Source organism: Diaphorobacter ruginosibacter (assembly GCF_014395975.1).
GTDB classification, from domain to species: Bacteria; Pseudomonadota; Gammaproteobacteria; order Burkholderiales; family Burkholderiaceae_C; genus Diaphorobacter_A; species Diaphorobacter_A ruginosibacter.
This window is the reverse complement of sequence record NZ_CP060714.1, coordinates 2,708,711-2,727,265: the sequence shown is the minus strand read 5'-3', so window position 1 is coordinate 2,727,265 and position 18,555 is coordinate 2,708,711. Positions and strand designations below refer to the sequence as shown.

Below are 18,555 nucleotides of genomic sequence, written 5' to 3'. Positions count from 1 at the left end.
TACATTGGGAAATTGGCTACTTCTTGCAGCATTTTTGAAAAATTGATTCACCTTGGTTGATGGCAGAGATCAATTGATTTTCTGTGAGCTGCTCAGCGAGATCTTCCAGAATTTTTTCCCTGTTGGAGAAGAATCCAGATCTGAATGCGGCATATTCATATGAGTATGCTTCACTTAGATTCACATCAACCAGCATTCCTGTTTGGTAAATCCCGGCCAGCATGAGCATGGCATCTTTTTCTCCCTTGAGCGCGGCGCTCTGCAAGAACTCCATTCCCTCGATTGCGTCCTCATGGCGGAGCCCCTTGTCTGGATTGGAGTTCTCTGCATCGAAATCCATAAAAAATGTATTGAAGTACTCAACGGCTGCGCCTGGAACACCTCCCTTGGCGGCGAGATAGAGAAACTGAGCAGCAGGTGAACCAGTCTCATTTCCATACATCTTGCAAATATCTTCGGTTGGCAAGATGTCTTGGGCTTCTTGGTACGAAATTCGGTGATTTGCCTCAGCAATTTGGGAGCATTTCTCATAAACCTTCCAAAGCCGGTATGCATAAAAAGGGTTTTTATTGGCTTGATCAACAATGTTAAATTGGCCAAACGCACGCAATTTTTGCTTTTGTATATTGGGTATCTCTTCGAAAAGTGAGGAATTCTTTTCATCGATTATTCCAGAAAGTCTTCTTGGGGTATCTTCTGTAGGAGTGATCTTCGGTGCCGAATGATTCAAATTGAGCGGATATTGCTCATTTTCTTCCTTGCTTGAATGATTGTGCGATTCCTCTTGATTTTTAGGAGTTGACGTGAAAGCAATCGCGCAAAAAATAAGAAAAACTATCAAAAAATATTTCATGAAATTACTTTCTATTTATTGATAAATTGAATGGCATCAGTCAGTACGATTTTTGATCTAGTTGATTTTTATTTCATTGTATGCAAATGATTCCTATTTGCAAACTGAAATGAATCCCAATGACCTGCGAGAGCAGGGTTGCTCGCATTTCCTATAATGGGAGGAATCACACATCTTGCGAGGTACCAGTCCCATGCGCCATTGATGCGGCCGTCGACGTGACGGCAAATCTCCACTGCCCCCATAACGCGGGGGAGCTCTTTGCATCTCTGGAATATGTATGGCGACTTCTTTTCTCTCACTCGAGGACGTGTCCTGCGTCCTCCCGAACGGTGAGCTGCTTTTCTCCCACCTGAACGAAAGCTTCGACCAGCGGCATACCGGCCTGGTCGGGCGCAACGGCGTGGGCAAGACCGTGCTTGCGCGCATGCTGGCGGGGCAACTGGAGCCATCCAGCGGGCGCTGTGTGCGCTCTGGTGCCTTGGTGCACTACCTCGCTCAGCAGGTTTCGACGCAGGCGGGCGGCACGGTTGCCGATCTGGCGGGCGTTCGCGGTGTGCTCGAGGCCTTGCAGCGTATCGAGGCTGGAAGTGCGGCGCCGCTGGATTTCGATGCGGTGGGTGACCGCTGGGATATCCGTTCGCAACTGCTGCAGGCGCTTGAGCAGCAGGGGCTGCATCATCTGGCTTCCGACACACCCGCCGCCATGCTGAGTGGCGGCGAGGCCATGCGGGTGGCATGGGCCGGCGCGCAGCTGTCCGGTGCCAACTTTCTGATCCTGGACGAGCCGAGCAACCACCTCGACCAGCCCAGCCGCGAGGCCCTGATCAAGGGACTGGCGCGCTGGCCGCATGGACTGCTGGTGATCAGCCACGACCGGCAGTTGCTGGAGTCCATGGAGCGCATCGTCGAGCTATCGTCGCTGGGGCTGCGCAGCTACGGCGGCAACTACTCTTTCTATGCGCAGGCCAAGGCGCAGGAGCAGCAGGGCGCGCTCGCCGAGCTTGACCGAGCCAAGCGGGAGCGTCGGCGCGAGGAGCAGTCGATGCGCGAGCAACGGGCTCGCCAGGAAAAGCGGCAGGCCCAAGGGGATCGCGATGGCAAGCAGGCCAATCAGGCGAAGATATTGCTGGATCTCCAGAAGGAGCGCAGCGACCAGTCGGCGGGAAAGCTGCGCAGGCAGCATGCCGCGGCCGAACTCAAACTGGCGCAGCGCGTGCGTGAAGCGGCCGGACAAGTCGCGAACGAGGCGGACATCCATCTGCACGCACCTGTTCACTCAGGCGCCGCCCAGCGCCATGTGGTGGAACTGGATGACGTGGAACTGCCATTCGTTTCTCCGGGCACCCGGCATGTCAGTTTGCTGGTGACGGGGCAGCAGCGTATCGGCCTGATCGGGCCCAATGGCAGCGGCAAGTCCACCTTGCTCCAGGTTCTTGCCGGTCGGTTATCGCCCGCGGCGGGGCGATGCAGGATCACGCACAGCCTGGCGTATCTTGACCAGAGGCTGGACAGCCTCGATGCCGAACGGACAGTGCTGGAGCAGTTGCAGGCGGCAAGCAGCGGCCTGAGCGAGGGCGAGTTGCGCATGCGGCTTGCGCAACTGGGCCTGGATGCCGGCAAGGTCATGGTGGCCAGTGGCAGGCTCAGCGGAGGCGAGCGGCTCAAGGCGGCTCTCGCCTGTATTCTCTATGCCGATACGCCACCGCCATTGTTGTTGCTCGATGAGCCCAGCAACCACCTCGACCTGCCGTCCCTGCAGGCGTTGGAGACCTTGCTGCGAGGGTACCAGGGCGCGCTGGTGGTGGCCTCGCATGATCAGGCCTTCCTGGATCAGTTGGGCTTGACCCACCTGATGGCGGCCACTCCCGCAGGCTGGCAGCTCAGCCACGCGGGTTGACGACCGGGCCTCGTCGTCCCTGGGGCAAGCCCGATACGCCTTAAAGGCGCGTCAGGCATGGATGACCAGATGGAATCCCTCCTCGGGGGACGGTGCCGCAAAGTGCCGGGTGATCTCGTCGAACTGTGCGTCCGTGGTCTGGAAGGGGTGCTCGCCCGACTGATTGCGGATGCGCAGTCGGGCCTTGCACTGTTCGTCGGATACGTCGATGAAGTGCAGGCAATGGGGCGCGCCAGCCTCCTCGAAGACGCTGCGTGCCCAGGCGCGGGTGGATGGCGTGTTGGAGGGAAAGTCCAACACCACCGAGGTGCCTGCAGCCAGCAGCGCGGCGACGTGCTCCTCCATGGCGCTGCGCAGCCTGCCCGACAGCCGAACATAGTCCGCAATGGTGCGGAGTTCACCGGGATACAGTCGCGCAAGCCACGCATCCTCGCTGACGAGGACCGTTCGGGGACTCGAGGCAAGGTGCTGAGCGAGCGTCGACTTGCCGGAGGCGATCTTGCCGCACACCATGTGGAGTGAGCCGGCCTCGCTGGAGCCGGTCGAGGCGGGCGTTGTGGGGGTAGGATTCATTTCCATCTCCTGTTGAAAGGTGGGCCCCCCGGAGACAGAAAACCCACCTCCAAGGGTGGGTTGCATCACAGTATGGCCGCTGACTATCCCACCTTCGTTTTGAAGATGCGAATAATCGAACGAGAGAAACGACGGACCATGCGGCCATGATAGCAGTCAGAGGAAATATGCGTGCGCAGTTTGATTTGCGGCATATTCATGTTGATCCCTTTGCAAGGGTAATCCCAGATATTGCATCGCAGCAAAAGATTTCAGAATGCGTTGTGCACGACAAAGAGGGGGCCTCATGAGGGTCTGCCCGTGCATGAAACGCCATCATTGAGGACTTTTATAGATGCAACGCAAGACCATGATCCGCCTGAGCATTTCGCTCGCTGTGGCCACGCTGGCCGGTGCTGTCCATGCCCAGAGCAAGGAGCCGATTCTCATTGGTGTTCCAGCGCCCATGACCGGCCCCAACACGCAATACGGCGACGAGCTCAAGGCCGGTGTGCTGACGGCCATCGACGCGATGAATGCAGCAGGAGGTGTCCAGGGCCGCCAGTACAAGCCCGTGCTGATCGACGATGCCTGCGAACCCAAGCAGGCGGTTCCCGCCGCCAACAAGGTGCTCAATTCCGGCGCCAAGTTCGCCGTGGCGCATGTGTGTTCCGGGGTGACCGTTCCTGCGTCGCGCGTATACGAGGACGAGCGCATCGTCGCCATCACGCCGGGCGCGACCGCTCCGCAGATCACGGACAACCTCAAGGGCCACTATTTCTTCCGCACCATCGGGCGTGATGACGAGCAGGGGCCGTTCGCCGCCAAGTTCATCGCGGAAAAGCTCAAGCCCAAGAGCGTCGTGATCCTTCACGACAAGCAGACCTACGGCTCGGGTGTGGCGCAGAACGTGAAGGCCTCGCTCGAGAAGGCGAAGGTGCCGATCCTGTCCTATGAAGGCATCAACGCGGGCGACAGCGACTACTCCGCGGTGATCACCAAGATCAAGACGCTCAAGCCCGAGCTGGTCTATTTCGGTGGTTACCACCCCGAAATGGGCCTGCTGCTGCGCCAGGCGCGCGAGCAGGGCCTGAAGGTGCGCTTCATGGGCCCCGAGGGTGTCTACAACCAGGGCTTGATGGAAATCGCAGGCCCGTCCTCCGAAGGCATGCTGTTCTCATTCCCCGCGGATTTCAGCGAGAACCCGGCCAACAAGACCATCGTGGAGGCTTTCAAGAAGGCGAATCGTCCCTTCAACGGCGCCTACCAGATGCCTTCGTACGCCGCCATGCAGGTGCTGGATGCCTCGATCAAGGCCGTGGGCACCGACCCCAAGAAGGTCGCTGACTACATGCATGCCAACAGCTTCGACACCACCATCGGCAAGGTGGCTTTCGATGCCAAGGGTGACCTGAAGAACTTTGAGTTCGTGGTGTTCGAGATCCAGAAGGATGGGTCGCGCAAAGTGATCAAGTAATCGCTCTGCCACCAGGCCGAAAGAAAGCCCCGCAGCGAAAGTCGTGCGGGGCTTTTTCATCGCCGGGCCGCCCCAAGATGTACGGCAAGCCCTTGCAACAAAGTATGAGGGGCCATATCAGCATCCCAATACGAAGACTCTCAATCCAAGCACTACCTGCCCGTTCGTCACGCGGCTCCAATCACCCCTGTATTCCGTGAAGAACCTTGTGCATCAGCGGGCAAGAGATGCCAGCGCTCCTTCCAAAGTGGCGTGCGTATATCGATACCCACTGGCCTGCGCATGCAGCGGCGCCACGTTCTGGCCGTCCAGCAGCAGTTCCGACATCTCGCCCAGCAGCCTGCGCAACGGCCATGCCGGCATGTGCAGGAAGGCACGGCGTCCGAAGGAGGCTGCGAGCGCTCGCGTGAATGCGGCCTGTGTCACGCGCTCCGGTGCCACCGCGTTGAACGGACCGTGCAGCGCGGGTTCCGAGATGGCGTGGCGGATGAGGCCGGTCACGTCGTCCAGGTGGATCCAGGGCATGGGCTGGGACCCTGTGCCGAGGATGGCTCCGAGCCCCAGGCGCGCGGCGAGAGCCTGCAGGGGGTAGGCGCCGCCATCATGGCCGAGCACGATGCCGGGGCGCAGGCAGGCCACGCGGGTGCCAAGCGCTTCGGCGCGCCGCGCCGCCGTTTCAATGGCAACGCACAGGTCGGACTGAAAGCGTCCTGGATCGGCTGCGGCGATTTCGGTCAGGACCGTGTTGCCGCTGCGAAGGCCGTAGTAGCCGACGGCGGATGCGGCAACCAGCACTTCGGGGCGATGCTCCAATCGTTCGATGAGGCGTTGCACCGAATCCAGAACGCGCAGCCGGCTTTGTACGAGCACGCGGCGGCGTGCCTTGGTCCAGGGCGCGCCGAGAATGCCCGCACCCGCCAGGTTCACGATGGCATCGATGCGGGTTTCGGCGGGAATGTCGTCCAGCTGCTCGACCACCCAGACGCTGCGGCCGAGCAGGGCGCGGGCCTGCACCGGGTCGCGGCTCAGCACGATCACCCGGCGGCCTTCGCGCACCAGTTGCCCCACCAGCGCGGAGCCGACGAAGCCGGTGCCGCCGGTCACCAGCACGGTGGATCGGCCAATGGCCTGCGGCACGGTGGCCGGCGCGTCCTCCGTGGTTTCCGCAAGCCTTGCGAGATGGCGCACGGCCAGGATATTGCGCACGCTCCACATCAGCACGCCCAGCGATGACAGGCTGAAGAACCAGCTCCAGAGCCCGTGGTAGGCGAGGGCAAGCGAGCTTGTCTGCTGCGCGGCGCTCCACAGCCCGGGTGCCAGCAGGCCGAGCAGCAGGCCGTAGCTCACCGTGAGAATCGTGTGCAGCGCGCGCTCGAAAGGCGGCAGCCTGCGGCTCCTGTCTTCTTCCAGGAAATCGGCCAGGGTGATGAAGGCTTCGCCCACCAGCAGTGCCGCAATCAGCACGGCCCAGAGACCCTGGAACGAAAGCCATGCGAAGGCCGCGAACAGCACGCCGTAGATGGCTTCGCGCGCCGCGTGCAGCTGCAACTCGCGCCTGGCTGAAATGCGTTGCGGCAGGCGTGCGTGCAACTCGTGGTGCCAGAAGTTGTCGAAGGCGCCGAGCAGGGTCTGCACGGTCAGCAGGGAAAAGAGCAGGGGAGTCATGGTCATATCAGTCCTTCCGAGGATCAGAAAAAATGCCGGTTTGGTGAAAGGTCTGGCCCCAGAGCGGGTGTGTCATGGTCATCGTGAAGCGAAAGCGGCCGGGGCCGATGCCGTCGTCATGTACATCGCTGTGTTCGACTCGGCAGGTGCCGGGAGTGAACCAGGCGGGAATCGACAAGCGAAGGCCACCAAGGAGCAGGAAGTAGCCGCGGCTCTCGAACACCAGGGCTCCGTTCTGCACGCTGGTGGCCAGGTGCATGGCGAGGCCGCCGGTGGTGCATTCCTCCAGCTGTCCATCCGGCCCCAGGCGCTTGGTGGACTGCACACGCTGGCTGCCGGAGCCCGTGCCCAGTTCGCGTTCCCAGATCACGCCGCCCTGGCCGTCACCGCGAACACTCACGCGGGTATCGACTGCCTCGTGGCGCGCGCCGGCGAGCGGGCTGCCCAGCAACCGCGCAGCCAGGGCAAACAGCCGGCCGATGCGCGAGGTGTGTAGTGCCATCGAGCCTTGGTAGGTGACGTCCGTGTGCGCGGCGGCAAAGCGGCGCTTTATGGCGGGTGACAGCTGGCTCCAGGCGGCCTCGCCAACCAGCGTGGAAATGTCCAGCGCTCTAGGGTGCTGATCTGCGTCGTAGCGGTTGGCGGGGTGGTGCAGGGTGTTCATGCACTCTGTGTTGCAGCATCCATGCCAAAACCCAAGTCATTGATTTCATTGGGTTTGTAATGGCGCCTGTCAACATCGTTTACAGCTCGATTGCGGGTTGCGTCAACGCCGTTTACAGTGCTGCCCATGGCTATTCACGTTGCACTTTTTCTGACCTTGCTGGAAACCTTGGCGCTCGGCATCGTGCTGCTGGTGTGGGCCAAGCAGGTCCAGGGCGCGCGCCTGCTGGTGGTGTTCCTGATGGGCGTGGCGACCTGGATCGTCGGCAACGAGCTGCCCAACTGGTTTGGGATTGCAACCGCGCCTCTTGCGATGGCGCTGCTGTCCACGCTGCCGTTGACCTCGGCGGCGTTTCTGCATTTCTGCCTGATCTTCTGCCACTCTCCGATCGACCGGCGCTGGATCTACGCGGCCTATGCGGGGGCCGGGGTCACAGCACTGCATGCGCTGCTGCGCTCGCCCGGCACGTTCGAGCACTTTGCGCCGTTCACCGGCGTGGAGTGGGTGGTGGTGCCCAACCACGTCGGCTGGATGACGAGTCTGGTCTGGGCCTGCCTTGCGGCGCTGGGCATTCTGGCGCTGCTGATGGCGTTCTTCCATGCGGCCTCGGCGCAGCGCCAGCGGCAGATCGCGGCCGTGGCCATGTCGTGCGGCTGGGGGCTGATGGCGATGTCGGGCTATGCGTTCGCCGCATTGCAGATTCCCATCTATCCATGGCAGGTGCTCGCCGCACCGGCTTATCCGGTGATTCTGGTCTACGGCATTCTTCGCTACCGCGTCTTCGTCGCCAACGTCTGGGCGCGCCGCGCGCTGGCGTCGGCCATTCTGATGGCATCGGGTGTGCTGGTGGTGCCGCTTGCCGTGATGCTGCCGTTCGAGTCCCGCTGGGTGGTGGCGATCGCGGTGGCCGCCGTGTGCCTGGCACTGCGCGGGCCGGTGTGGAGCTTTGCCGCGCGGCTGGTGTATCCGGGCGGAACGCCTTCCGCCGACGATCTGCGCGACTGGCGCGCGGCGCTGAGCCGGACGGCTTCGCTGGACGAGCTGCAGGCGGAGGCGGCCGCTCTGCTGTCGCGGCGCATGGGCCTGGAAGTGCAGGTGCTGGTGGTGCCTCAGATGCCTCGGCCGCCCGAGCCCTCGACCGTGTCCTCTACTGAGCCCGTGGAGCCCATGCCCGCACTGGTGTGTTCCCGCGCGGCGGACAGCGGCTGGGAGACACGGCTCGCTGGCTTTGACGAGGCGCCGCCCGGCCAGCGTCATCTGGCGGAGCTTTTTGGTTCGGTGCTGGCCGACGCAGCATCCCATGTCGAGCATGCGGAGCGGGCCCGTGAGCGCGAGCGCGAACATCAGTTGCAGGCGCGTCTTGCGGAACTGGGCTCGCTCGCGACCACGGTGGCGCATGATCTGCGCAACCCACTCAACATCATCGCCATGGCGGTGGCGCTGTCGCCCGAGGAGACGCGGCAGGAAGTGGGTGAGCAGATCGCGCGCATTTCGCGGCTCACGGAAGACCTGCTGGACTACGCCAAACCCTGGCAGATCCAGCCGCTGGAGATCGACCTTGCAAGCCGCATGCGCACGCTGATCCGGCGCATGCCCGATGTAGAACTGGGCACCAGTCTGCAGGGCGAATTCATCGCCAGCGTGGACCCCGTGCGCTTCGACCAGGCGGTGGTCAACCTGCTCACGAATGCGCGACAGGCAAGGCACGGGGCAGGCCAGCAGCGCGTTCTGGTGGATGCCGAGCGTGTGGATGGCGGCGTGCTGCTTCACGTCTGTGACGATGGCCCCGGTATCGCCGCCGACCTGCGCGAGCGTCTGTTTGAACCCTTTGCCTCGCGCAGCCCGGGCGGCACCGGGCTGGGTCTTGCCATCGTCGCCCGCATCATGGCCGCGCACGGCGGCAGCGCCGCCCTGAGCGAACGCGCGCCCTGGCGCACCTGTTTCACATTGAATTTTCCAATGCATCCCACGGCGGCATCATGAGCAACACCAGTTCCAGCACGACCGGCCATATCCTTCTGGTGGACGATGAGCCGGCCTACCAGCGCCTCGGGGCCTCGTTCCTGCGCCAATTGGGCTACCGCGTCTCGGTGGCCGGCGACGTGGACGAGGCACTGCAGGCCTTCGAAAACGATGCACCGCAGGTCGTGCTGCTGGACCTGGCCATGCCGCCCAGCATGGACCCCGAAGCGGGTCTTTCGCTGATACCGCGCTTCGCCTCGTCGGTAGTTGTCGTGCTCAGCGGCCATGGCGACCGCGAGTTTGCGCTGCGTGCGGTGGAGCTTGGCGTGTGGGACTTTCTGGTCAAGCCCATCGACCCCGACCTGCTGCGCATGGTGGTCATGCGCGCGATGCACAAGGCGCGGCTCGATGCGCAACTGCGCGAGCTGCAATCATCCCGCGCCGACCAGCAGCCCGACGAAATGGGGCTGATCGGGCAGACGGCCTCGATGCAGCAGCTGCGCGCGATGGTGCGGCGCGTGGGTGCGACCTCGGTGAACCTGATCGTGCTGGGCCCCACGGGCACGGGCAAGGAACTGGTGGCGCGCGCACTGCATCATTGCAGTGCGCGGCGCGACGGGCCGTTCGGCATCATCCACTGCGGCGCGCTGTCGGCCGAACTGCTGGAGAGCGAACTCTTCGGCCATCTGAAGGGCAGCTTCACCGGCGCGCACCGCGACCAGCCGGGGCTGGTGGAGATCGCGCACGGCGGCACGCTGTTTCTCGACGAGGTGGGCGAGATGCCGCCGCTCATGCAGGTCAAGCTGCTGCGCTTCCTGCAGGAGGGCACCTTCATGCCGGTCGGCGGACGCCAGGAAAAGCGCGCCGACGTGCGCGTGCTGGCGGCGACGCATCGTGACCTCGATGCCATGGTGCGCGACGGCAGCTTCCGCGAGGACCTGTACTACCGTCTCAAGGGCATGGTGCTGCGCACGCCCGCGCTGTCCGACCGTCGTGCCGACGTTCCGCTGCTGGCTGCGCGCTTCCTGCACGAAGTGGCGCCCGATGCGCGTCTTTCCGCCGATGCGATCACCTGGCTGCAGTCACGCGACTGGCCGGGCAATGTGCGGCAGCTGAAGGCCGTGGTGGAGTCTGCAGGTGCCCTGATCCTGGCAGGAAGCCACCTGGTGGATGCCGAGCTGCTGCGCTTTGCCAGCGGCGAAACCACTGAACTCACCGAACTGCCGGAACCTGCCACCGACGACAAGACCCACGCCGCTGCGCAAGGCGGTGCGGGTTCGCTCGATGCGGCGATCCAGGAGCTCGAGACCCGCATGATCCGCGAGGCGATGGAGCAATCCGGCGGCAATCAGTCCGAGGCCGCGCGCGTGCTGGGCATCTCGCGCGTGGGGCTGATCAAGAAGCTCGGGCGGCTTGGTCTCAAGTAGAAAACAGACACTCAGGCAGGCGCTCGAGCAGGTGCTCAATTCGATGCGTCCCTGAGCTTGCGGCTCTGCAGGCCGAGGAGCACCAGCACCACTGCCACGAGCGGCAGCATGCCCGTGTTGATGCCGTTCCAGCCCACGGTGTGCAGCAACTGGCCCGAGCCGAACGAGGCAATCGCCACCGTGCCGAACACCAGAAAGTCGTTGAGCGCCTGCACCTTGGCGCGCTCGGGCGGCCGGTAGCACTCGGTGACCAGCGATGTGGCGCCGATGAAGCCGAAGTTCCAGCCCACGCCCAGCAGAATCAGCGCGCCCCAGAAATGGAACAGGTCCAGCCCGAGCAGTGCCAGCACGCCGGCTGCGCCAATCATCACGAGGCCCAGCGACGTGATGGCGCGGTTGCCGAAACGGTTGATGAGCCTGCCGGTGAAGAAGCTCGGCACGAACATCGACAGCACGTGCCACTGGATGCCCAGCGCTGCCTCGCCCACCGTGTGGCCGCAGCCGACCATGGCCATGGGCGCGGCCGTCATGAGGAACGACATGAGTCCATAGCTCACCACGCCGGCCGAGGCGGCGACGATGAACTTGGGGGTTCGAACGATCTCGGAGAGCGGCCGCGCCTCTCCCGCAACCACCTTGGTCTGGGCCCTGGGCAGGTGCAGCAAGGCAACGAAAGGCAATGCCAGCAGTGCCAGCACGGCCTGGCTGTAGAAGCTGCCGGCAAACGGCGTGGCCGGCAGCGAGTCGCGCGTCCAGATCACGACCTGCGGACCGATGATGGCGGCGATCAGCCCGCCGATCATGATGCGCGAGATCGCCTGCGCCTGCCGCGCCGAATCACCCCCCGCTGCGTCGGCGGCCGCGAAGCGGTAGCTTTGCACACAGGCTGCATAGAAGCCGGCCAGCGCCGTGCCGATGCAGAACATCTCGAAGCTCGATTGCGCAATCCCCTGGGCCGCAATGGCTCCCGACAGGGCGCCCATCATCGCGCCGACCACATAGGTGATACGCCGCCCCATGCGGTGCATGAGCCATGCGGCGGGCAGGGTGGAGAGCGCCAGGCCCAACTGGTACAGGCTCACCGGCAGCGTGGTGGCCGAAGGGTTGGAGGACAGTTGCTGCCCGACCAGCCCGCCCAGGGAAATGATGATGGGCGGGGAGGCACCGCCAAGGGACTGCGCGGCAACCAGCAGGCCGAGATTGCGGCGCTCTGGCGCAGCGGCGGTGTTCGTATCGTTCATGAGCGAAGGCTGTTGTGTGATGGGCGCCCGCGATCATTTGTCGAGTGGTTTGTCGTGTGTGCCGCGGGCGTATTTATTAGTAGGAGCTTATATCTTTTGCGCGCAGCAGGAAACCGACGGCCCCGGTTCGACCCGATTGATGTGTTTTCGCCACGAAGGAATGGAAATGCAGGCGCTGAGTTCTGCATCCACTTGCCTTGCCTGAGCGTGCCGCACTAAACTCTGCGGCTTCCTTTGAACCCTCACCCTCAAGAGGTGCACCATGTCCCGCCGCACACGTTCCTGCTGAACGACTTCGTCACACGCTGATCCGCCGCCTTCCATCCTCGGGCCGGATTCTCTCTTGCGTGTGCGCTGCGGTGTGTGGTCGATGGATTGCCGGATTCCCTTGCTTCCCGGCGCTCCTGTCAACACGTTCCATTCAAGCTGCCGATGGTTTCCGCACGACGGATTGCGTGTGGTTCATTGCGTTGCCTGACCGTCCTCGCTTCATTGCGGCGCCTGTCGTGAGTCGTTGGCTTTTCTTTTCTCTCGTTCCCTTCGGAACCCACAGAAAGCACAACATGACCTCGAACCATCTTTTCAACTTGGATATCCTGAAATACCCACGCACGCCGCATCTGCAGGGCTCGCGCCTGCAGGCCGGCGATCAGAACGATTGCGTACCCTACGAACGGCTCGCCGGCCGCCACATCGTGGTGGAGGAAAAGCTCGATGGCGCCAACGCCGCCTTGAGTTTCTCTGCCGATGGCAGTCTGCTGCTGCAGTCGCGCGGCCACTATCTGCAATTGGAGCAGATGGGTGGGCGGGAGCGCCAGTTCAATGCCTTCAAGCAATGGGCGCAGGCGCACGAAACGGCGCTGATGCGGCGTCTCGACGACCGCTACGTGATGTATGGCGAATGGCTGTTCGCCAAGCATTCGGTGTTCTACGACGCGCTGCCGCACTGGTTTTGCGAGTTCGACATCTGGGATCGCAGCGCCGGTGGTTTCCTCGATACGCCGATGCGCCACGCGTTGCTGGCCGAGCTGCCCGTTGTATCGGTGCCCGTGCTTTTCAGCGGTGCGGCGCCCAGGCGCCTGCAGGAATTGCTCGCACTCATCGGGCCGTCGCTTGCGCGAAGCGCGCAATGGCGCCATGCGTTCGAGCAGGCCGTGCGGCGTCAGCAACTCGACCGGGAACTGTGCTGGCGGCAGACCGATCCGTCCGATTGCTCCGAAGGCCTCTACATCAAGGTGGAGGAGGGTGGCCGGACGCTCGAACGCTACAAGTTCGTGCGCGCGGACTTTGTCCAGGTGATTTTGAATTCAGGCTCGCATCACAGCGAACGCCCCATCGTGCCCAACGGGTTGCGCGAGGGCGTGGACATCTTTGCGGGCGATATCGACAAGACATGGCGCTGAGCGGCACGGACCGCTCGGGCCTTGAGGAGATTCCCATGTGGAACTGGAAAAACATGCAGACCCTTGCGCCGCCACCCGGCGCCGAGGTCGATTTTGCCGCCTGCCTCGATGCCTTTCCACAACTGGAACTGGCCAAGACCACGCCGCAGGACCCCATCTACCACGCCGAGGGCGACGTGTGGAAGCATACGAAGATGGTGCTGCGCGCACTGCTCGAGGACGAGCACTACGCGCAGCTCGATCCGCACGACCGCGAGACGGTGTTCTTTGCCGCGCTGCTGCACGACGTGGCCAAGTGCTCGACCACGGTCATCGCCGATGATGGCCGCATCTCGCAGCCTGGCCATTCGCGCAAGGGCGCGGTGGATGCGCGCATCGCCCTGTGGGAGGCCGGTGCGCCCGTGCTCCAGCGCGAGGCCATCTGCCGGCTGATCTCGGTCCACCAGGTGCCGTTCTTTGCGTTCGCGGATTCGCGGCGCGGGCAGTCGCCCGAGTTCATCGTGCGTGAGCTGTCGTGGCTCGCGGACCTGCACCTGCTCACCATGCTCGCGCGCGCCGACATCCTGGGCCGCGTCTGTCCGGATGTGGGACAGGTGTTGGTCAACATCGAGCTGGTGCGCGAGATGGCCGGGGAGGAGGACTGCCTGCGCAAGCCGCGTGCGTTCGCTTCGGCCGAGACCGCCGTGCGCTATTTCCGTGGCGCGCAGCTGCATCCGGACTATGCGCTGCACGAAGCACCGGGATCGGAGGTGATCGTGATGTGCGGCCTGCCCGCAAGCGGCAAGAACACCTGGGTCGAGCGCGAGTGCAAGGGCTGGCCCGTGGTGTCCTTTGACGATGCGCGCAGCGAGCTGGGCTTGAAACATGGCGAAAACGACGGTGCGGCAGCGCACCGCGCGATCGACAAGGCCAGGTCCCTGCTGCGCACCCGGGAGCGCTTTGTGTGGAATGCCACGCACCTGTCGCGCCAGATGCGCGGCAAGTCGGTGGACCTGTGCCTGGACTATGGCGCCACGGTGCGCCTGGTGCACCTCGAGGCCACCCGGGGCGAACTGCTCGCGCGCAACCGGGCTCGGGACACCACGCTGACCAACGCGGCGCTGCTCGGCATGCTGCACCGCTGGGAGGCACCCACGCCGACCGAGGCGCATGCGCTCTCGCTGCTGGTGAACAGCGACAGGGAAGGGAAATAGACATGTTCCAACCGGAAATGGGCGACGCTGGGATAATTCGCCCCCTTATGCCTTTGCAGATCACGTTCCCCGAGTCACTCCCCGTATCCGCCCGCCGTGAAGAAATCATGGAGGCCATGGATCGCCACCAGGTCATCATCGTCTGCGGCGAGACGGGCTCCGGCAAGACCACGCAGTTGCCCAAGATTGCGCTGGCACTCGGCCGTGGCAAGGTGAATGCGACGCCGGACGACAAGGGCAACGTGCGCGGCCATCTCATCGGCCACACGCAGCCGCGCCGGATCGCAGCTTCGTCCGTGGCCAAGCGCATTGCCGAGGAACTGAACACGCCCCCGGGCGAGGTGGTCGGCTACAAGGTGCGCTTCCAGGACACGCTGCACAAGGGGGCATCGGTCAAGCTGATGACGGACGGCATCCTGCTGGCCGAGACGCAGACCGACCCGCTGCTCAAGGCCTACGACACGCTGATCATCGACGAGGCGCACGAGCGCAGCCTGAACATCGACTTCCTGCTGGGCTACATCAAGCAGATCCTGCCGAAGCGCCCCGACCTGAAGGTGGTGGTGACCTCGGCCACCATCGACGCGGATCGCTTTGCCAGGCATTTCGCAGGAAAGAGCGGTCCCGCGCCGGTCATCATGGTCTCGGGACGCACCTACCCCGTGGAGATGCGCTACCGACCATTCGAGGACAAGAAGGACTTCGACCTCAACGACGCGATCGCCGAAGGCGTGGACGAGCTCTGGGCAGGAGGCAAGGATGGGGACATCCTGGTGTTCCTGCCGGGCGAGCGCGAGATCCGCGAGGCAGCCGATCACCTGCGCAAGCACCTGCAGCACTCACCCGTGCTGCGCAGCGCCGAGGTGCTTCCGCTGTTCTCGCGCCTGTCGCAGGCCGAGCAGGACCGCATCTTCGACGGCCACACGGGCCGGCGCATCGTGCTGGCCACCAACGTCGCGGAAACCTCGCTCACCGTGCCGGGCATTCGCTACGTGATCGACTCCGGTACGGCGCGCGTGAAGCGGTATTCGTTCCGCAGCAAGGTCGAGCAGTTGCTGGTCGAGCCGATCAGCCAGGCGGCTGCCAATCAGCGTGCGGGCCGCTGCGGCCGTGTGGCCAACGGCATCTGCATCCGCCTGTATGACGAGGCGGCCTTCGATGCGCGCGACCGCTTCACCGATCCCGAAATCCTGCGTTCCTCGCTTGCCGGGGTGATCTTGCGCATGAAGTCGCTCGGGCTCGGTGACGTGGTGCATTTCCCGTTCCTCGAGGCGCCTTCGGGCCGGGCGATTGCCGATGGGTATCAGCTGCTCGCGGAATTGGGCGCGGTGGACGATCAGGGCCAGTTGCTGCCCATGGGCAAGGAGCTCTCGCGCCTGCCGCTCGATCCGCGCGTGGGCCGCATGATTCTTGAAGCGCGCGAGCGCGGTGCGGTCGCCGAGGTGCTCATCATCGCGTCGGCCCTGAGCGTGCAGGATGTGCGCGACCGGCCCCTGGAAGCGCAGCAGCAGGCCGACCAGCAGCATGCCAAGTTCGATGACGAGAAGAGCGAGTTCACCGGCTATCTGAGGCTGTGGAAATGGCTTGACGATGCCCGCGGCGGCAAGGTCGTGGCCAAGACGCGCAAGGAAATGGTAGAGCAGAGTGCGGCGCCGAAGGCACTGGGCCGCAATGCGGCATTCCTGCCGGTCTCGCAGCGCAGCGGCGGTGCGAGTGCACAGGCTCCCGCCGAGGAAAGGCCGGCGGTCTACGATCCCGCCGAAGCACAGCCGGCAAGCCACAAGATCAGCAACCGCCAGTGGGAACAGTTGCTGCGCCAGAATTTCATCAACATCCGCCGCGTGCGCGAGTGGCGCGACATCCATTCGCAACTGCTCACCGTGGTGAAGGAGCAGAAGTGGCTCGTGAACCAGGAGGCGGCGGGCTACGAGGAGGTCCACAAGTCGATGCTGTCCGGACTGCTGGGCAACGTCGGCTACAAGGCCGAGGAGAGCGACTCCTATCTGGGCGCGCACGGCATCAAGTTCTACCCGCACCCGGGCGCGCATCTGTCGAAGAAACCCGGTCGCTGGATCGTGGCGGCCGAGCAGGTGGAAACCTCGCGCCTCTACGGCCGCGGCATTGCCGCGATCGAGCCGCAATGGCTGGAGGAGATCGGCGCGCACCTGCTCAAGAAGCAGTTGCTCGATCCGCACTGGTCCAAGAAGCAGGCCGACGTCGTGGCCTACGAGCGGGCCACGCTGTACGGGCTTGTCGTATACAACGGTCGCCGCGTGAGCTACGGGCGGGTCGATCCTCAGACCGCGCGCGAGCTGTTCATCCGCCAGGCGATGGTGGAGGGCGAGTGGGAGACGCATTGGCAGTTCCTTGCCGCCAATCTCAAGATGGTGCGCAAGGTGGAGGAGCTCGAACATAAGAGCCGCCGCCAGGACGTGCTGGTGGATGACGAGCTCATCTATGCGTTCTACGATCAGCAGCTCCCCAGGGAGGTATTCAGCGGCGCGACCTTCGACAAGTGGTTCCGTAACGCCGGAAAAGGCAACCCCGACCTGTTGCGCCTCTCGCGCGACGAACTCATGCGGCATGAGGCCGCGGGTATCACCACGCAGGCATTTCCCAAGACCGTGAAGCTCGGCGGCGTCGATTGCTCGGCTGCCTATCTGCACAGCCCGGGTGATGCGCGCGATGGCATCACGGTGACCGTGCCGCTGTTCGTGCTCAACCAGGTGAGCGAGGACCGCGCCGAGTGGCTGGTTCCCGGCATGCTCAAGGACAAGATACAGGCACTGCTCAAGAGTCTGCCGCAGCGCCCGCGCAGCCGCTTTGTGCCGCTGGCGGAGAACGCGCAACGCCTGGCGGACCTGTTCCTGGCACCCGAGAAATTCGGCCAGGGCAGCCTGATGGATGCGCTGCTGAAGCAGGCACGGGACGAAACATCGCTGGACATCAAGCGCGCCGATTTCAAGCTCGACATGCTGAGCCCGCATCTGTTCATGAATTTCCGCATCACGGACGAACACGGCCGCCAGATGGGGCAGGGGCGCAACCTGGGGGCGCTCAAGTCCGAGCTCGGCGCCAAGGCACGCGGCGCGTTCCAGGCGCTGGCTTCGTTGCGTGTAGCGGGTAATGAAGCAGGCGGGAAGGCCGACGCTGTGCCAGGCGCCGCGCCGGGTTCCGTGTCCGCGCCTGCTCCTTCAGCGGTACCCTCGGCGAGGGCGCAGAAGCCGGAGGCACCGAAGGCTCAGGCGCCTCACAAACCGCAGCAACAGGCCGATGCGCGCTACAAGGAGTGGTCGTTCGGCGAGCTGCCCGAGCTCATGGAAATCGGCAAGGGCAACCAGACGCTGATCGGCTTCCCGGCACTGATCGATCACGGCGAGGCTGTGGGGCTGGAAGTGTTCGACGAGCCGGAAATCGCGGCCGTGAAGCACCGCGCGGGCCTGCGCCGCCTGTTCGCATTGCAGATCCGGGATGCGCTCAAGTACCTCGAGAAGAACATTCCCGATCTGCAGAAGATGGCCGTGGCCTACATGCCGCTTGGCACGCAGGAGGAACTGCGCGAGCAGATCATCGACGTGGCGATCGATCGCGCGTTCCTGCAGGATCCGTTGCCCACGAGCGAAGCTGCATTCAAGCAGCGCGTGCAGGATGGCCGGGGGCGCCTCACGCTGATCGCCAACGAGGTCGCACGCATGGCGAGCGGCATTCTGGCGGAGTACGCGGCCGCGCAGCGCAAGATCAAGGATACGAAGAACGCGGCTGATGCCACGGCTGACGCGAGTGCACAGCTGCAGCGCCTGATGCCGAAGAACTTCATCGCCATCGCGCCCTGGGCCCAGCTCGGGCACTACGCGCGGTACCTGAAGGCGATCACCATTCGCCTCGACAAGCACCGCACGGATCCCGCGCGCGACGGTGCCAAGTCCGGTGAGCTCAAGCCGCTGGAGCAGCGCTACTGGCGGCTCGTGGCCGAACGCAAGGGGCAGGTGGATGCGCGCATGCAGGAGTACCGCTGGATGCTGGAGGAGCTGCGCGTGAGCTTTTTCGCGCAGGAGCTGCGCACGCCGTATCCGGTGAGTGCCAAGCGCATGGAGAAGGTCTGGGCGCAGCTGCAGAACTGAAGCGCCGCCGGACTCGGGCGGTCTTCGGCGTTGAAAATCCTCGCGATAGCTACGGCTATCCCTGCGGTTTTCGCCTTGCAGCCCATCCCGATCCGCA

At 63.8% G+C, this 18,555-nt stretch carries 12 protein-coding genes; 7 read left to right on the top strand and 5 right to left on the bottom strand.

The window, feature by feature from the left end; all coding sequences use genetic code 11:
* Positions 1 to 16 precede the first annotated feature (16 nt).
* Positions 17 to 853, bottom strand: a complete 837-nt coding sequence (locus tag H9K76_RS12280) for an SEL1-like repeat protein (RefSeq protein WP_187595720.1) — start codon at positions 851 to 853, stop codon at positions 17 to 19.
* Positions 854 to 1,133: 280 nt separating this feature from the next.
* Between H9K76_RS12280 and H9K76_RS12275 the strand changes: the two genes are divergently transcribed.
* Positions 1,134 to 2,753, top strand: coding sequence for an ABC-F family ATP-binding cassette domain-containing protein (locus H9K76_RS12275; protein ID WP_187595719.1), 1,620 nt, complete (start codon positions 1,134 to 1,136; stop codon positions 2,751 to 2,753).
* Between the two features lie 51 nt (positions 2,754 to 2,804).
* Here the strand turns inward: H9K76_RS12275 and H9K76_RS12270 are convergent, their stop codons facing one another.
* On the bottom strand, positions 2,805 to 3,332 hold the full coding sequence (locus tag H9K76_RS12270; RefSeq protein WP_187595718.1) for a P-loop nucleotide/nucleoside kinase family protein: 528 nt from the start codon (positions 3,330 to 3,332) through the stop codon (positions 2,805 to 2,807).
* A gap of 328 nt (positions 3,333 to 3,660) precedes the next feature.
* Between H9K76_RS12270 and H9K76_RS12265 the strand changes: the two genes are divergently transcribed.
* Positions 3,661 to 4,782, top strand: coding sequence for a high-affinity branched-chain amino acid ABC transporter substrate-binding protein (locus H9K76_RS12265; RefSeq protein WP_187595717.1), 1,122 nt, complete (start codon positions 3,661 to 3,663; stop codon positions 4,780 to 4,782).
* 213 nt (positions 4,783 to 4,995) lie between these two features.
* Here H9K76_RS12265 and H9K76_RS12260 read toward each other — a convergent pair whose 3' ends face one another.
* On the bottom strand, positions 4,996 to 6,447 hold the full coding sequence (locus H9K76_RS12260; RefSeq protein WP_246474988.1) for a TIGR01777 family oxidoreductase: 1,452 nt from the start codon (positions 6,445 to 6,447) through the stop codon (positions 4,996 to 4,998).
* Positions 6,448 to 6,454: 7 nt separating this feature from the next.
* Positions 6,455 to 7,111: a DUF4166 domain-containing protein gene (locus tag H9K76_RS12255; protein WP_187595715.1), complete on the bottom strand. Its 657-nt coding sequence runs from the start codon at positions 7,109 to 7,111 to the stop codon at positions 6,455 to 6,457.
* 126 nt (positions 7,112 to 7,237) lie between these two features.
* Between H9K76_RS12255 and H9K76_RS12250 the strand changes: the two genes are divergently transcribed.
* Together H9K76_RS12250 and H9K76_RS12245 are read left to right on the top strand one after the other, a co-directional pair.
* Complete coding sequence (locus tag H9K76_RS12250; protein WP_187595714.1) at positions 7,238 to 9,094, top strand: sensor histidine kinase; 1,857 nt, start codon at positions 7,238 to 7,240, stop codon at positions 9,092 to 9,094.
* Complete coding sequence (locus H9K76_RS12245) at positions 9,091 to 10,500, top strand: sigma-54-dependent transcriptional regulator (protein ID WP_187595713.1); 1,410 nt, start codon at positions 9,091 to 9,093, stop codon at positions 10,498 to 10,500. Before H9K76_RS12250 ends, H9K76_RS12245 begins: the two co-directional genes overlap by 4 nt.
* 35 nt (positions 10,501 to 10,535) lie before the next feature.
* On the opposite strand, the gene H9K76_RS12240 is transcribed toward H9K76_RS12245, so the two are convergent.
* On the bottom strand, positions 10,536 to 11,741 hold the full coding sequence (locus H9K76_RS12240) for an MFS transporter (RefSeq protein ID WP_187595712.1): 1,206 nt from the start codon (positions 11,739 to 11,741) through the stop codon (positions 10,536 to 10,538).
* Positions 11,742 to 12,304: 563 nt separating this feature from the next.
* Between H9K76_RS12240 and H9K76_RS12235 the strand changes: the two genes are divergently transcribed.
* The 3 genes from H9K76_RS12235 to hrpA are packed head-to-tail and all read left to right on the top strand — an operon-like array spanning position 12,305 to position 18,458.
* A complete protein-coding gene (locus H9K76_RS12235) occupies positions 12,305 to 13,144 on the top strand; it encodes an RNA ligase family protein (protein ID WP_187595711.1) in 840 nt (279 codons plus the stop codon).
* 35 nt (positions 13,145 to 13,179) lie between these two features.
* Positions 13,180 to 14,337, top strand: coding sequence for an AAA family ATPase (locus H9K76_RS12230; RefSeq protein WP_187595710.1), 1,158 nt, complete (start codon positions 13,180 to 13,182; stop codon positions 14,335 to 14,337).
* Between the two features lie 47 nt (positions 14,338 to 14,384).
* Entirely contained in the window at positions 14,385 to 18,458 is a 4,074-nt protein-coding gene (gene hrpA / locus H9K76_RS12225) for an ATP-dependent RNA helicase HrpA (RefSeq protein WP_187595709.1), read from the top strand.
* Positions 18,459 to 18,555 lie beyond the last annotated feature (97 nt).